Annotated in this window: 15 protein-coding genes; 7 read left to right on the top strand and 8 right to left on the bottom strand. The window is 46.0% G+C overall.

Features of this window, described 5'->3' with window-relative positions; all coding sequences use genetic code 11:
• Positions 1-124 precede the first annotated feature (124 nt).
• The 7 genes from T487_RS0112355 to citD (T487_RS0112325) form a co-directional block, all read right to left on the bottom strand.
• Positions 125-469: a biotin/lipoyl-containing protein gene (locus T487_RS0112355; RefSeq protein WP_031577081.1), complete on the bottom strand. Its 345-nt coding sequence runs from the start codon at positions 467-469 to the stop codon at positions 125-127.
• Positions 470-485: 16 nt separating this feature from the next.
• On the bottom strand, positions 486-767 hold the full coding sequence (locus tag T487_RS0112350) for an OadG family transporter subunit (protein WP_031577447.1): 282 nt from the start codon (positions 765-767) through the stop codon (positions 486-488).
• Between the two features lie 8 nt (positions 768-775).
• A complete protein-coding gene (locus T487_RS0112345) occupies positions 776-2,194 on the bottom strand; it encodes a pyruvate carboxylase subunit B (RefSeq protein ID WP_031577446.1) in 1,419 nt (472 codons plus the stop codon).
• A gap of 269 nt (positions 2,195-2,463) precedes the next feature.
• Positions 2,464-3,771, bottom strand: coding sequence for a citrate/sodium symporter CitS (citS, locus tag T487_RS0112340; RefSeq protein ID WP_031577445.1), 1,308 nt, complete (start codon positions 3,769-3,771; stop codon positions 2,464-2,466).
• 104 nt (positions 3,772-3,875) lie between these two features.
• Positions 3,876-5,438, bottom strand: coding sequence for a citrate lyase subunit alpha (gene citF, locus T487_RS0112335; protein ID WP_031577444.1), 1,563 nt, complete (start codon positions 5,436-5,438; stop codon positions 3,876-3,878).
• The gene (locus T487_RS0112330) at positions 5,435-6,340 is read right to left on the bottom strand and encodes an aldolase/citrate lyase family protein (protein WP_031577443.1); all 906 of its coding nucleotides are present in this window, start codon (positions 6,338-6,340) and stop codon (positions 5,435-5,437) included. Before T487_RS0112330 ends, citF (T487_RS0112335) begins: the two co-directional genes overlap by 4 nt.
• Complete coding sequence (gene citD, locus T487_RS0112325; RefSeq protein ID WP_031577442.1) at positions 6,337-6,636, bottom strand: citrate lyase acyl carrier protein; 300 nt, start codon at positions 6,634-6,636, stop codon at positions 6,337-6,339. The genes T487_RS0112330 and citD (T487_RS0112325) overlap by 4 nt, the downstream gene beginning before the upstream one ends.
• Before the next feature lie 336 nt (positions 6,637-6,972).
• On the opposite strand from citD (T487_RS0112325), the gene citC reads away from it, so the two are divergent.
• From citC to trxA, 7 genes are all read left to right on the top strand, one after another.
• Positions 6,973-8,004, top strand: coding sequence for a [citrate (pro-3S)-lyase] ligase (gene citC / locus T487_RS0112320; protein ID WP_031577441.1), 1,032 nt, complete (start codon positions 6,973-6,975; stop codon positions 8,002-8,004).
• A gap of 6 nt (positions 8,005-8,010) precedes the next feature.
• Complete coding sequence (gene citD / locus T487_RS0112315) at positions 8,011-8,331, top strand: citrate lyase acyl carrier protein (RefSeq protein ID WP_031577440.1); 321 nt, start codon at positions 8,011-8,013, stop codon at positions 8,329-8,331.
• Positions 8,319-9,209 (top strand): citrate (pro-3S)-lyase subunit beta, encoded by an 891-nt coding sequence (gene citE / locus T487_RS0112310; RefSeq protein WP_031577439.1) that lies wholly within the window; start codon positions 8,319-8,321, stop codon positions 9,207-9,209. Before citD (T487_RS0112315) ends, citE begins: the two co-directional genes overlap by 13 nt.
• 2 nt (positions 9,210-9,211) lie before the next feature.
• On the top strand, positions 9,212-10,750 hold the full coding sequence (gene citF / locus T487_RS0112305; RefSeq protein WP_031577438.1) for a citrate lyase subunit alpha: 1,539 nt from the start codon (positions 9,212-9,214) through the stop codon (positions 10,748-10,750).
• 11 nt (positions 10,751-10,761) lie between these two features.
• On the top strand, positions 10,762-11,328 hold the full coding sequence (gene citX, locus T487_RS0112300) for a citrate lyase holo-[acyl-carrier protein] synthase (RefSeq protein ID WP_031577437.1): 567 nt from the start codon (positions 10,762-10,764) through the stop codon (positions 11,326-11,328).
• 101 nt (positions 11,329-11,429) lie between these two features.
• Positions 11,430-11,831 (top strand): OsmC family protein, encoded by a 402-nt coding sequence (locus tag T487_RS16060; protein ID WP_074912806.1) that lies wholly within the window; start codon positions 11,430-11,432, stop codon positions 11,829-11,831.
• Between the two features lie 141 nt (positions 11,832-11,972).
• Complete coding sequence (gene trxA / locus T487_RS0112290) at positions 11,973-12,290, top strand: thioredoxin (RefSeq protein ID WP_031577434.1); 318 nt, start codon at positions 11,973-11,975, stop codon at positions 12,288-12,290.
• 111 nt (positions 12,291-12,401) lie between these two features.
• Here the strand turns inward: trxA and T487_RS0112285 are convergent, their stop codons facing one another.
• Positions 12,402-14,603: a hydratase gene (locus T487_RS0112285; protein WP_051651708.1), complete on the bottom strand. Its 2,202-nt coding sequence runs from the start codon at positions 14,601-14,603 to the stop codon at positions 12,402-12,404.
• Positions 14,604-14,617: the final 14 nt, after the last annotated feature.

Raw genomic sequence — 14,617 nt, 5'->3', positions numbered from 1 at the left:
TTCTTATAAATGGCCAGGTACAGGAAAAACAGCGACAGGCCGATCATGAGAAGGGCTTTGCCATCCAGTGCCATAATCCCGCTGGCGGCAAAGAATTCTTTTAGTATTTCTAACATCTTGTCACCTACTTTGTAGCGATGGTCAGGAGCAGCGCACCGCTATCCACGACTTGTCCGTCTTTTGCGGATACAGAAGATACGGTTCCGTCAAATGGGGAGACGATCTCATTCTCCAGCTTCATGGCTTCCAGAATGGCCAGGATCTGTCCCTTCTTCACCACAGAGCCTGCCTGAACCTTCATGGACAGGATGGTACCCTGGATGGGGGCTTCAATTTTCTCGTCGGAACCGCTGCCTGCAGACACAGGTGCTGCTGGGGCAGCCTTCACTGCTGCAGTTTCTGTGGCGGAAGCTTCTTCTACAGTGACCTCATATACTTTTCCATTGACTGTAATCTTATATGTTTTCATTTTCGATTCTCTCCTCTTATCCGATTCTCTTTATAGATTTGATTTTCACATTGCCTTGGTATTCTTCTTTGGCAAGAGCTGATGCGGTGAGCATGGCCACCATTCTCTCTTCTTCATCATTCTCCACTGCAGCGGGCGCTGCAGAATGCGCTGCGCTTTTCTTCTGTCCTAGGTCCTGTGGCAGGAACTTGAAGGAATAGATGATGATCTGCAGAAGAATGAGAATGAGAAAGACCACCAGCATGGCAAAGATGGACATGGTGATGCCATCACTGAACTGGAAATTTTCTATGTTCATGGTTGATCCTACCTTTCTATAATCATCTCAAACTCCACCACTTCATTTTTGGCTGTGGATGCTGAGACGGGCTTCTTTGCTTCTGTTGCTTCTTTCGGTTTTAGAACCGCCTGCTGGGGGTTCATGATATAGGAGAGTACTTCCTCTTCCAGTGCTTCTCTTCCGAGCTTCTCTTCCATTTCCTTTTTGGACTCTTCATAGACTGGAGGCATTGAAGAGATTTCTCCTCTTTCTTCCACCACTTCGTCCTTCAGGATCTTCTTTCTGATGTCCTCGTCCACCGGTGCAGGAGATTTTCCGTAGCCGCCTCTCAGGTATACTTTGATCTCATTGGGGATCATCTTGTAGCGTTCTCCGCTGATGACATTCAGCACCGCCTGAGTGCCCACCATCTGAGACAGGGGTGTCACCAGTGGTGGATATCCCATATCCTTACGGACCTTGGGGATTTCCTTCAGCACTTCCGTGAACTTATGGAACATCTTCTGGTCCTGAAGCTGGCTCATGAGATTGCTGAGCATTCCGCCAGGCACTTCGTACTGAAGAATCTTTGGATTCACCACGAGAGCTCTTGCCTTATAGAGACCATTGTCGATGTATTTCTGTGCGATTTTGTCCGCCAGCTCATAGGCGGCATCCAGAGCCTCCTCATTGTAGTCCACCTCGATGCCCATGTTCTTGGCTGTTTCGATGATGGTTTCCCCGGCGATGTGGCTGGTGCCTCCGGAAAAAGGAGAGATCACGGTATCCACCATATCCGCTCCTGCCTCCATGGCCCGGAGCATCACCAGATGGGTGAGACCTGCGGTGGTATGGCTGTGGACATTGATGGGAAGATCCGTCACAGCTTTCAGTGCTTTCACCAGGCTGTAGGCTGCGTCAGGCATGAGGATGCCGGCCATGTCCTTGATGCAGATGGAGTCTGCGCCAAGGTCCGCCATCTTCTTCACTAAGTCCACAAAATATGCCTCGGTGTGCACTGGGCTCACGGTGTAGCTGATGGCCGCTTGGCAGTGTCCGCCGTATTTCTTGATGAACTTCATGGAGTATTTGATATTCCGAAGATCATTGAGGGCATCAAAAACTCGGATGATATCGATGCCGTTTGCGATGGCAAGGCGGATGAACCGCTCTAAAGTATCGTTGTCATAATGGCGGTAGCCTACGAGGTTCTGACCGCGCAGCAGCATGGACAGCTTGGTGTTCTTAGCTGTTTTTCGGATTTCCCTTAAGATCTCCCAGGGGTTTTCAGAAAGAAAGCGAAGAGATGCGTCAAAGGTAGCGCCACCCCACACTTCCATGGCATTGTATCCCACTTTGTCCAGGGCTTCCACCAGGGCGATGATGTCTTCTTTGGCCATTCTCGTGGCCAGAAGGCTCTGGTTTCCATCCCGGACTGTTAAGTCATTCAATAAGACTTTCGTCATGTATAATTCCTCCTACAAGATTTAGATGATAGGATTTCTACCTGTAAAAATGTTTTTCATAGGCAGACAAAATAACTGTAATCAATACAAGTATAAACGATTACCAGGTGCCTCACAATAAAAGATAAGCGAAAAAACATCGAAAAAACATAAAGAAAACGAGAGTTGAAAATAAAAATAGAAGGAATAATAAAGGTGCACGACTGTCTTCTTGTCGTGCACCTTTTCAGAGAATCGGGTGTTAAATGAATGGTTTAATTACTTAACTGTTACATCAGGAAGGAGAAAGCAAAGCTTCCAAGAATCAGAATGATGGCTCCACCAAGACGGCTGGAAAGCTGAGCGTATGCCATGAGCTCCATTCTGTCTGCAGCACCAAGTACTGCGATGTCTCCTGAACCACCTCTGTTGGCCATACAAAGACCAGCGGTGATGGCAGCATCGATTGGATAGAATCCAACAAAATATCCCACAATTGCTGAACCAAGGATGGCGCCGATGACGATCAGAAGTGCGATGACTGCGTTCTGAAGGGTTAATGCTGCTACAAATTCACCAAGATCCATATCAGCACCCACACCAACCATAACAACGATGGTCAATGCTGTGGTGATAAAGGATTGAAGCTTCTTTGCGCCAAGTCTGATGCTCTTCGGTACTACACCTGTTGCTGCCAGGATAACCACGAAGATGATCATGTAGGCCAGCTGATGGATGGGAGCTCCGAAAATGGTTGGCAGGATCTTTGAGGACATTACTCGTCCGAAGGTGAAGGCTGATACTCCAAGGAAAAGTCCTGCACCGATATCATTCATGCTTACTTTTTCGTTGGAATCATCTTTTACAACGAAATTAGAATTTCTAAGAAGGGTCTTCTTATCTCCAGTCCATTCTGGCTTCTTTTCACCAAGGCTGTTCAGCATAGCTGCAGTCATGATGGCGAAAATATTAGCGATGGTCAGAATAACAATGGCAAAGGCATAGTAGGAGTCACTGCTTCCGCCTGTAACATCGGCATAGATCTGGGATAATGGAATGGCACCAGCACCATTACCTCCACCCATGACTGGAAGCACATACTGAAGAAGAATCAAGATTGGGTTTACTCCAAATAGAAGACCACCAAGGATTCCAAGGAGTGCTGCACCGACCACACCACCAAGAATTGCAGGCACATAACCGGCAAAGCTCTTGAGAAGAATGTCTCTGTCGAGGGAAAGCACAGAACCTGTGATCAGTACAATGATGAAGAAAGTCAGGAAGTTTGTGTCATCCATGAAAATGGCAATGGATTCAGTGTACTTCGCTGGGATTACATTATATTGAACAAGTGCCGCTGTGCCAAGGAAAGTAAGGACAAGTCCACCACCGACATATTTGTTCCAGATTGGAATCCGCTTTCCGATTTCATAAAGCGGAACTGCGATGGCCAGCATCAGGGCAAGTGTTCCTGCCATATCGGTAGAGAGTACTTCAAGGTATGCAGCAAGATATACAACTAAAATGGCTGCAGTGGCAAACCACCATGGCATGCCGTAAAGCTTCAGCGCTTTCTTGGCGTTTGTTGAGTTTGTCATGTTGTTCATTCCTCCAATAATAAATTAATAATAATAATGATGAATATTATTTCAGTCAGGACCCATCCTACGGGGAGTTATGGAGTCTGAATCCTGACATAAAATCAAATGGATGATAGGGTTACAGGTTTTGGTTTTCTTATGACATCGATGAGGGTACCGTCTCTGTATTCTACGAGTGCCACCACCTGATCAAGAAACTCGATCTCTTCGGGTTTACCTACAAGAGCGTAGGCTTCATCCCGGAGCTCTTCTATGGTCATGAGCGGAAGTCCTGAGTCTTTGAGCGTATCCAGAAGATCCTGACGTCTCGGATTGATGGCCACACCTACTTCGGTAACCACAATATCGACACTCTCACCTGGAGTTGTCACAGTGATGACAGAGTCCTTGATGGTTGGAATTCTGCTTCTGACAAGTGGAGCCACAATGATGGAGCACTTGGCTCCGGCTGCGGTGTCCACATGACCACCAGGAGCACCTCTTACTACGCCGTCTGAACCTGTGATGACGTTGACGTTGAAGTCTGTGTCCACCTCTAAAGCCCCTAAGATGACAAAGTCCAGCTGATTGACAAAGGCACCCTTGTTCATGGGATTCGCATATTGGGAAGTGGAGATCTCAAAGTGCCTTGGATGATCATGGACAGAAGCAATGGATGTAAGGTCAAAGTCCTGAGCATCCACGATGGTCTTGATGAGACCTTCTTCCAGAAGATCGATCATGGGTTTTGTGATTCCCCCAATGGCAAAGCCCATTTTGATGTTTTTCTCCAGCATGTAAGGCTTCAGAAATCTTGTGACTGCCAGGGAGGGTCCCCCACCGCCTGTCTGGAAAGAGAAATTGTCTTTGAAATAAGGGGTGCTTACCAGCGCCTTTGTGGCATATTCTGCAATGAGCAGCTCTCTTGGGTCTGTTGTGAACCGAAGAAGAGCATTGGCGATTTTTTTAGGGTTTCCGATTTCCGGAACCACAACCACATGATCCACATCAATGTGTTCAATGCTTGGTGGATAATTGGGGAAGGGCACCAAGGTATCGGTGATGACAACCACTTTATCGGCATACTTTGCATCCACCATGGAATAGGAGAGCACACCACAATCGGATTTTCCGCCTTTTCCTCGAGCATTTCCGAAAGCATCTGAGGTTGGAGCACCGATGAATGCCACATCGATATGGATGTCTCCGGTTTCGATGGCTCTGACACGGCCGCCATGACTTCTGATGAAGGCTGGATTTTTCAGCTTCCCGCTGGAGATGGCATCTCCAATCTCGCCTCGGACTCCACTGGAAGAAATCCCGGTGATGGTGCCGTCTTCAATATACTTTACAATAGGTGCGTGGGCAGTACCGAGAGAACTGGCACATATGGTGATATCCCGGATTCCCAGCTGATGAATGGTATCCATGACCATGTTGACAACATAGTCCCCATCTCTGAAGTGGTGATGGAAAGATACAGTCATTCCGTCCTTAAGACCAGACTGCTTGATGGCTTCTTCCAAGGAAGAAGCCAGTTTGCCTTCACTGGGCTTCATGTAAGACCTTACCGTCGGACTTGCTTTCTTATAGGTATATCCATCCCGGTAGTGCTGCCCCTGAAAAACCTCTTTCCCATCCTTCAGAAACTGTTCTGGAATATCACGGCCTACTAAATTCTTCATACCAAATCCCCCCTGTAGACTCCCGATGCCTTTGCCAGATGAAGAACTCTACGTGCACCTTCCACCATGGCGATGTCAATCATTTGACCGTCCACAATGAAGACGCCTACGCCTTCTTTGGCCAGTTCCTCTACACCGAGAATTGTTTTTTCTGCCATTTCGATTTCACTTTGTGTGGGTGTGAAAACTTCATGGATGATGGAGATCTGCTTTGGACTGATGACGGATTTTCCGTCGAAGCCCATATTCTTGATGAGCTCTGTATCTCTTCGGAGTCCATCCAAGTCTTCCACATCTGTATGCACGGTATCAAAACACATGACATCAGCGGCTCTTGCTGCCAGAATCAGATGACTTCTTGCTGCAAGCATTTCAAAGCCTTCAGCAGTCCGTTTGGCGTGCATGGTTCTCATGAAATCTCCAGCACCAATGGATATGCCGAGAATCCGGTCTGAACTCGCAGCCAGTTCATAGGCATTCAGAACACCCAGTGGGGTTTCGATGGCTGCCATGAGCAGGGTGGAGCCAAGTTCCTTGTGAAACTCCAGTTCTGCTTTTCTTACTTCTTCTTCTACACGGAGTACATCCTCTTTCTTTTCGCATTTTGGAATTCGGATGCCATCGCATCCTCCAGCTACGGAAGCTCGGATGTCTTCTTTCCAGTGCTTCGAATCAAATCCATTGATTCGAACAAGTCTCTCAACACCTTTATAATCTGCATACTTCAGAGTGTTGTAGAGCTGGATTCTTGCAGAGTCTTTCTGATTCTCCGACACCGCATCCTCCAGATCAAAGATGATGGAATCTGGTTTGTAGACATAAGGATCTTTCACAAGGCTTGCCCGATGGGCATTAAGAAACATCATGGTTCTGCGGAGCCGTTTCTTTTTATCAAAACTCACATCATCACCTCCCAAGGTAAATCCTCAAACTGATCTATGGCCCTAAATACTGCGGTTTGAACTCTTGAGCGGATGGTAAGGTCCAAAGCACCTTTATCGATGGCGATGATTTTGGCATCAGCCACCTGAAGTGACTTCAGTGTATCGAGTATGGTTTTTCTGATCTGATTGCCGTACTGTCCAAGGACACTGCTTTCGAGAACCAGTTCTATGCCTGGTTCCTCTTTTGGAGAAATCATAATCTGAATATCACTGGATTCTACAGTACCCGCCATGGCGGAATGGTTCAGTTTCAAACATATCACCCCTTCAATTTGATGAAAAATATCATAACGTTTTCACTCAGTATAATTTAAAGTTATTGTCTTAACAATACGTTTATAATTAAAGAACAGTAAAAAAACAGCACCTCAATGCGACTACTACAATGAAGAAGTGCTGTTATTACGAATGTGTTAATGTGGAAATTTGCGTTGCGTGAGCGGATGTGGAGGGAATAGTCAAAGGAGATCGTGAAACAAAGAACAGAGAAAAAACACATGATTTGAAAATCTTATCGTATAATGAACATGTAATCGATACGATAAGATAGTCAGAAAACATGATGCGCAGAATGTTTAGGAGAGGTGGCCATGAACTACACAGTACAAAGAATGTGGATTAAACGCAGCCCCACTGCAAGAGAAGCATGGGAGAAGATGCTGAAAGATGCAGGGATTCGAGGAGAAGAGCAGGTAGAATATACCGTTGGTGTATACGATGGAGATAAACTCGTTGCCACGGGATCCCGGTTCAAAAATGTCTTGAAGTGTATTGCGGTCTACAAAAAATACACAGGTGGTGAAGTGGTGAGCTTATTGATCTCCCATCTCATGAGTGAGGTCTTTGATGCCGGATTCACCTCCTGCTATGTGTACACAAAGCCTGAATCCGTTCAGTCCTTCGGTTATTTAGGCTTCAAGGAGATTGAACGGGTTGGAGAGGATCTGGTCTTTCTTGAAAAGGCAGTCTTCGGATTTGATGACTTTTTGAAGAAGCTGGAGAAGACAAAGGTTCCAGGCGAGAGGATTTCAGGAATCGTCATGAATGCCAATCCATTCACAAAGGGGCACCTCTACCTGATAGAGACAGCAGCAAAAGAAAGCGATGTCCTTCATGTTTTCGTCCTCACAGAAGACTTGTCCGCATTTCCTTCGGCTGTCAGAATGGACCTTGTGAAAAAAGGAACAGCGCATCTGTCTAATGTCATCGTGCATGAAACAGGAGATTATATGGTGTCTGCAAAGACATTTCCATCGTATTTCCTGAAAGAAGACCGGGATGTGACTGAGATTCAGGCCAGTCTGGATGCGAAGATCTTTAAGAACCACATTGCGAAGACGCTGGGGATTACCACCAGATTTGTAGGGGAAGAGCCATTGTCTTTTGCCACCAACATATACAATGGTGCACTAAAGAAAATCTTTGGCGATGACTTGCGCCTTGTGGTGATCAGAAGAAAAGAGTCAGAGGGAGAAGTCATCAGTGCATCCAGAGTCAGAAAATACATGAAAGAGGACCGTATGGAGGAACTGAAGAATCTGGTTCCCGATACAACCTATGCATTTCTTCAGTCGGAGGAAGGCAAGATTATCCAAAAGAAACTTAAGGAAGAGGAGATGTAGAAGTCCATGGGGAATTTTAAGATTGAGAAACAGGCCATAGCTGGTACGCTGGAATCATCAGATCTTCAGATCATCATTGATGAAAATGAAGGAAGAGGAATTGAAATCGAGCTTAAGAGCAGCGTCGCCAATCAGTATGGCAGAAGAATCCGGGAAGTACTAACAGAAACACTGAAAAATATGGGCATAAAGGATGCCAAGCTTCTCGTAACAGATAAAGGAGCTTTAGATTGCACCATCATCGCTAGAACCATTGCTGTGGTGCATAGAGCTTCTGGAAAGACCGAAGAAATAGATTGGGAGGAGCTGGAAACATGGAACGTTTAAGAAGAACCATGATGTTTGTTCCTGCAAGCAACGCAGGAATGTTGAGAGATGCATATATTTATGGAGCGGACTCCATCATGTTTGATCTGGAAGATTCCATATCACTGAAGGAGAAGGATACGGCCCGTTTTCTTGTGTATCAGGCAGTGAAGACCATAGATTATGGAAACGTAGAGACCGTAGTGCGTATCAACAGTCTGGACCAGGGAGGAAGAAATGATATCCATGCCATGGTCCGCGCAGGGATTGATGTGATCCGTCTGCCTAAAACAGAGACAGCAGAAGATGTGCTGGATGTGGAAGAAGTGATTCTTGAGGCAGAAAGACAGTGTGGAAGGGAAGAAGGATCCACCCGTATGATGGCAGCCATTGAAGGACCTGTAGGTGTTCTCAATGCCCTCAGCATTGCAAAGTCCAGCAAACGTCTCATCGGTATTGCTTTGGGCGCTGAGGACTATGTGACCTCCATGAAGACCAGAAGATACGCTGAAAGAGACAGTGAGGAAATATTCTTCGCCAGATCTATGATTGTACATGCTGCGAGAGCGGTTGGTATTGCTGCACTGGACACTGTTTTCTCCAATGTGGATGATGTGGATACCTTAAGAAAAGAGACGGAGTTCATCAAGCAGCTTGGTTTTGACGGAAAGTCCGTGATTAATCCAAGGCAGATTCCTGTGGTAAACAGTGTGTTCACGCCTACAGAAAAAGAGATACAGAATGCCATTGCGGTAATGAATGCCATCGAAGAGGCTGAGTCAAAAGGGTCAGGTGTTATTGCGCTCAATGGTAAAATGATCGATAAGCCGATTGTGGAGAGGGCAGAAAGAGTACTTCTGCTTGCTGAAGCTGCAGGTATATACAGGAAAGGGGAATAAAGATGGCAAAGAATCAACTAGGAAGAGAGATTCCTGAAACCTATCTGAACTCCTTTGGGCTTTTTGAAGGCCAATGGGCAGTTCATCATGAATATAAAAGATCCAGCGGTCTGGTAAGTTCCGTGAAGCCTGGCGAGTCCAAGCTTTTGGGTTCAATTCGAGAAGCCATTGAAAAGACAGGGTTGAAAGACGGGATGACCGTATCTTTTCACCATCACTTCAGAGAAGGGGATAAGGTCCTCAACATGGTCATGGATGAGATTGCGGCCATGGGCATCAAAAATCTAACCTTAGCTTCCAGCTCCATAGCAAACGTTCATGAACCTCTCATAGAGCATATTAAGAATGGGGTTGTAACGAGCATCACATCCTCAGGACTTCGTGACAAACTTGGTGCGGCGATTTCTAAAGGACTTATGGAAAATCCTGTAATCATCCGTTCCCATGGTGGAAGAGCCAGAGCCATTGAAAAGGATGAGATCCATATCGATGTGGCATTTTTAGGGGCTCCCAGCGCAGACTGCTATGGAAATTCCAACGGCTCCCATGGCAAAGCCAACTGTGGTTCTTTAGGATATGCCAAGGTGGATGCAGAGTTTGCAGACAAAGTAGTCATCATCACAGACAATCTTGTGCCTTATCCCAATACCCCCATCAGTATTCCTCAGAATCATGTGGATTATGTGGTGGAAGTGGAATCCATCGGAGATCCCAATGGCATTGCCAAGGGTGCAACAAGAATCACCACAAATCCGAAAGAACTGCTGATCGCTGAAAATGCAAATAAGGTGATCACATCTTCTCCCTACTATAAAGATGGTTTTTCTTTCCAGTCTGGAACAGGTGGTTCCACACTTGCTGTGGCAAGATTCCTGCAGGAATCCATGCGTAAGGACAACATCAAGGCATCCTTTGCACTGGGCGGTCTTACTGGACATCTGTGCAGCATGCTGGAAGAGGGGCTCATCGAAAAAATCATTGATACACAATGTTTTGACCGTGGAGCCATCGAGTCCATGAAGAAGAATGAGAACCATTATGAGATCAGTGCTTCTTTCTATGCAAATCCAGCCAATAAAGGTGCAGCGGTGAACCAGCTGGATGTGGTGGTTCTGTCTGCACTGGAAATTGATACAAACTTCAATGTCAACGTTATGACCGGATCTGATGGAATCATCAGAGGTGCATCAGGCGGACACAGTGACGCTTCTGCTGGAGCGAAGATGAGTATGGTGCTTACACCGCTCATCCGTGGAAGAATACCTACCATCGTGGAAGAAGTAAACACCATCATCACTCCTGGCGAGAGCATTGACGTGGTGGTGACAGAAATTGGTATCGCCATCAATCCAAGAAGACAGGATCTTATGGAAGCCTTCAAAGATGTGAAGATTCCAAAGTTCACCTTGGAAGAGCTGAAGGAAAAAGCCTATCAGATTGTTGGAAGACCTGATCCTATTGAGTACGAGGATAGAGTGGTAGCCCTCATTGAATACCGCGATGGCAGCATCATTGATGTAGTAAGAAAAGTAAAAGAATAGGAGGAAATGCTATGGCCAGGACACGCTTTTCAGAAGGAGAGAGACCGACTCTGGAAGAAGTGCTTCACACCAGGGAAATGCGGGCGAACTATCAGTATAAGCTTGCATCAGCCCATGGTGGCCATGGCATTCTTTCTTTTAAGCTGAATATTCCGGGTCCAGTGAAAAACAATAAACACATAGAGGGAATCTTCACCATCGGTGTAGAGGCGATAAAGAGTGTCCTGGAACATACAGTCCAGACCGTGATCTTTGAAAAAGAGATTCATTTGTCTACAGGCCCGGAGCTGTTTCTGGTGATAAGAGGTCCAGTGGAGGAGCTGAAAAAAGCAGCCATAAGGATCGAAGAGGAAAACCCTCTAGGCAGAATGTTTGATATAGACATTCTGTTGTTTCAGGAAGGAACCATAAGAACATTGCAGAGAGAGGAATTTGGGTATCCAGAAAGAAGATGCCTCCTTTGTGGAAACTCTTCCAAAGCCTGTGGACGGAACAGGACACATCCAGTGGAAGAGCTGTTGGATAAAATGGAAGAAATGGCTGCAGCCTATTCTCCATTCAAAGAGGATCGGAAATAGCGTATCATGAGCACTGAATGCCTGTAAAAATGACAATCAGGATTCTCTATGGTAAAATTGAATCAGGTCAAATAAATGAAAACCTGGGAGGATTGATTTTAATGAAATGGGTAACCATGGATTTTGAGTATGGATTTAAAGGGACACTGAAGGCCAAGAGAGGTACAGTGCCAATTGGAATCGAGGAAGGCACTATAGAGCCTTATGATATGGTGTTCGGCGCCTTAGGCTCCTGCCTTTACTCCACATTCCTGGATATCGCCGTGAAGAAAAAGATTGTTTATGAAGGCGTGTCCATGAAGGTGTCTGGAGAGAAGAGAACGGAAGTGCCAACGACCCTGAAGACTGTACATGTGGATGTGGTTGTAAAGAATCCTGAAAAAGAAAAGGGGCTGGATCAGGCCATGAGACTGGCTACAGAGTACTGCTCTGTGTATCAGACACTATCTCATGTGGCAGAAATGAGCTACACTCTTTCTTTTGAATATACAGACAAAGAATAAATCTTTAAACGAAAAACCTCATGCTGATATGTCAGTATGGGGTTTTTTCAATCTCTTCTCTAAACATATTGCGCAAAATCTAATTATCCGGTATAATAAATTTTATAAAATCTAATTTGACAAAAACATGGAGAGGATAAGATGAAAGAGACATGTCATGGAACCTTTCGGGAAGATGTACTTCATAAAAAGGGACTGGTTCTTGTGGATTTCTGGGCTCCATGGTGTGCCCCATGCCGTATGATTACACCGGTGCTGGAGGAAGTGGCTTTTGATTTTTCAGGGAAACTGGATGTTTTGAAGTTGAATGTGGATGAAAGCCCGGAACTTGCGAAGTTTTACAAGATTCAAAGTATACCGGCCCTGATTCTGTTTAAGGATGGAATTCCACAAGAAGGAGCCATAGGTCTTCGTGACCGGAGTTATTTTGAAGGACTCATGGAGAAGTACAGTGAATAAAAAAGCTGCTGCTACATACAACGTGATGTATGTAGCAGCAGCTTTTTTCATGAAGCGGTGCGTCCACTTTAATAGCAATCTTTAATTCAAGGCAGAGAGGAAGAGTCGATCTCACCTTGGTTTCTTATTCTGATCTAGATGAAGGGTGTTTTTTTCATAAGAAATCAGACCACCTGCCAAAAGCAGCGCTCTTTCCCGAGTAGAAAGAGGTGGAAGTGTGAAGGCATGATGCTCACCTGTAGAGAGATCCACGGCGGAAACTACGGAATATCCGATGTGGATGCTGTCTCGTATATCAGAGAAGTACAGTAAGGTCCCTTCCTGGAACCGTTCAGGATGTTCATGGAGAAGAGGCAGTACACCGTAATTCACCATATTTCTGAGATAACGTTGTGTAGCATAGCTGGATGCAATATTCCCGAGACCGCCAAGAATACGCTGACTGCTGACTGCCTGCTCCCTGCTGGATCCATCCCCCATGGTTTGTGTAACAATGACAGTGCCAAAAGAGATCTGATTTTTATCCATAGTTTCAGGGAGTGGAATGGTCTGGATCTCTTCAAGATAAGCTGCTGCACGGTGGGCATAGGCAGCATCTACATTCATCAGAGTATAGTTTGCAAGCTCTTTCGGATGACTGCGCAGAGCGGAAACTTCACCGGAAGGCAGAAGATCATCCGTAGTGATATCCTTTGGAGAGTAGTAGGATACTTTGAGTAGCAAGTGACTTTTCAATGGACTGAATTCCGGCCAGTCACTGATACCTGGTCCAAGTTTGATTTCGGTCTCAGGTTCCGGGTGATTGTAAAAATCCAGAACACTGTTTTTATAGATTGCTGGATGATAGGATTCTTTCACATCTGATTTCGCATAAGTAAGAGATGTTCCGGGGGTTAAGAAGCCACCATTTTTATAGGTTGCAGCGATGCTTCTGGTATCCATGAGAACTGTGGCACAGCTTTGACCCTTTTCTTTATTAGCGCCTTCTCTCATCGGAAAATTTCTGGTCACGTGCCTTGCACTGAGTTCATGATCTGCAGGGATGTCACTGACACCAAAACAGCCGCCGCAGATGCTTTGCCCCAGTGGTACGCCAAGTGCCAGCAAGTCTCTGGTGATGCCTGTTTCCATCAGTGACGCAGAGATCTGGGTGCTGGCAGGACTGATCTGTAGCCGCATGCTGCTTTTCTCAATACCTGTTTGAAGGATATCGCAAAGTTCCCGGATGTTTTCAAAACTGCCACCTGCACAACCCGTCACTAAACCCTGATCAATACGGATGTTGCTGCCTTCCAGCTTGCTAGTGAAATGAAAGCCTGGTATCACGTGCTGTTCATCGAGTTTTTTGAAAATATCTTGTCCATGGGCAAGCAGATGAGAAATCTCATAGACGTTACTCGGATGAGGGGGTAATGCAATCATGGGACGAATCTGATCCAGCGGTAGTTCAACCAGGGCATCGTAATAGGCATCTGGGGATGGTGTGAGGACTTGAAAAGATTCATTTCTTCCGCGGTCTGCCAAATAATGCTGTGTCAGGTGATCCACTGCCCAGATGCTCGATAAGGCAGAAGCTTCTGTGGTCATGACATCGATCCCGAACCGCTCATCCATGGTAAGATTGTGAAGCCCTTCTCCATGAAATTCTAAGATGGCATTTTTCAGCAGCCCTTTCGAATAGGTTTCTTTGATGAGTGAGAGGGCAACATCCATGGGACCAACCCCCGGATGGAGTTTCCCTGTAAGATGAACTGCGATGATCTTCGGGAATGACAGAGGGTAGGGATGTCCCATGAGGTGATTCGCAATCTCACCTCCGCCTTCACCAAAGCCAAGAGTGCCCAAGGGGCCATAACGGGTATGGCTGTCACTTCCAAGAACCATTTTTCCTGGTGAAGCTACCGTTTCCCGGATATACTGATGGATTACACCCAGATAGGGAGGCAGGAATATTGCACCGTATTTCTGGGCGGAGAGTGCTCCGAATTTATGATCATCAGCGTTCTGGGTGCCGGAAATGCTGCATAAACTGTTGTGGCAGTTGGATAAGATCCAGGGGAGGGGAAAAGAGGATACGCCCACAGCTCTTAGGGTGGAAAGAATGCTGACATAGTTGTTGTCAGGGGAAGTCAGAGCATCGAATTTCAGATGAAGGATATCATCCTCATGGTGCACGACCTTGTGGGCAAGGAGGACTTGTCCTGCCATTGTCCGGTATTTCAATGTTCTCTTTTTATTCTCAGAATAAGGTTCGGGAGCTGGATGGAATGCTCCATCTCGAAAGGTGAATCCGTGTGATATATAGGTAATCATATGCACTCCTTTTG

It is taken from the genome of Proteiniclasticum ruminis DSM 24773, assembly GCF_000701905.1.
Lineage (GTDB): Bacteria > Bacillota > Clostridia > Clostridiales > Clostridiaceae > Proteiniclasticum > Proteiniclasticum ruminis.
Note: the sequence above shows the minus strand (reverse complement) of the source record. Positions and strands in the feature narration are given on the sequence as shown.

Excerpts from the sequence above, each read along its gene's own strand:
- citF (WP_031577444.1), bottom strand. The coding sequence starts at position 5,438 with ATGAAGAATTTAGTAGGCCGTGATATTCCAGAACAGTTTCTGAAGGAT.
- trxA (WP_031577434.1), top strand. The coding sequence starts at position 11,973 with ATGAAAGAGACATGTCATGGAACCTTTCGGGAAGATGTACTTCATAAA.
- citC (WP_031577441.1), top strand. The coding sequence starts at position 6,973 with ATGAACTACACAGTACAAAGAATGTGGATTAAACGCAGCCCCACTGCA.
- citD (WP_031577440.1), top strand. The coding sequence starts at position 8,011 with ATGGGGAATTTTAAGATTGAGAAACAGGCCATAGCTGGTACGCTGGAA.
- citS (WP_031577445.1), bottom strand. The coding sequence starts at position 3,771 with ATGACAAACTCAACAAACGCCAAGAAAGCGCTGAAGCTTTACGGCATG.
- T487_RS0112285 (WP_051651708.1), bottom strand. The coding sequence starts at position 14,603 with ATGATTACCTATATATCACACGGATTCACCTTTCGAGATGGAGCATTC.
- citF (WP_031577438.1), top strand. The coding sequence starts at position 9,212 with ATGGCAAAGAATCAACTAGGAAGAGAGATTCCTGAAACCTATCTGAAC.
- T487_RS0112350 (WP_031577447.1), bottom strand. The coding sequence starts at position 767 with ATGAACATAGAAAATTTCCAGTTCAGTGATGGCATCACCATGTCCATC.
- T487_RS0112345 (WP_031577446.1), bottom strand. The coding sequence starts at position 2,194 with ATGACGAAAGTCTTATTGAATGACTTAACAGTCCGGGATGGAAACCAG.
- citE (WP_031577439.1), top strand. The coding sequence starts at position 8,319 with ATGGAACGTTTAAGAAGAACCATGATGTTTGTTCCTGCAAGCAACGCA.
- citX (WP_031577437.1), top strand. The coding sequence starts at position 10,762 with ATGGCCAGGACACGCTTTTCAGAAGGAGAGAGACCGACTCTGGAAGAA.
- T487_RS0112355 (WP_031577081.1), bottom strand. The coding sequence starts at position 469 with ATGAAAACATATAAGATTACAGTCAATGGAAAAGTATATGAGGTCACT.
- T487_RS16060 (WP_074912806.1), top strand. The coding sequence starts at position 11,430 with ATGAAATGGGTAACCATGGATTTTGAGTATGGATTTAAAGGGACACTG.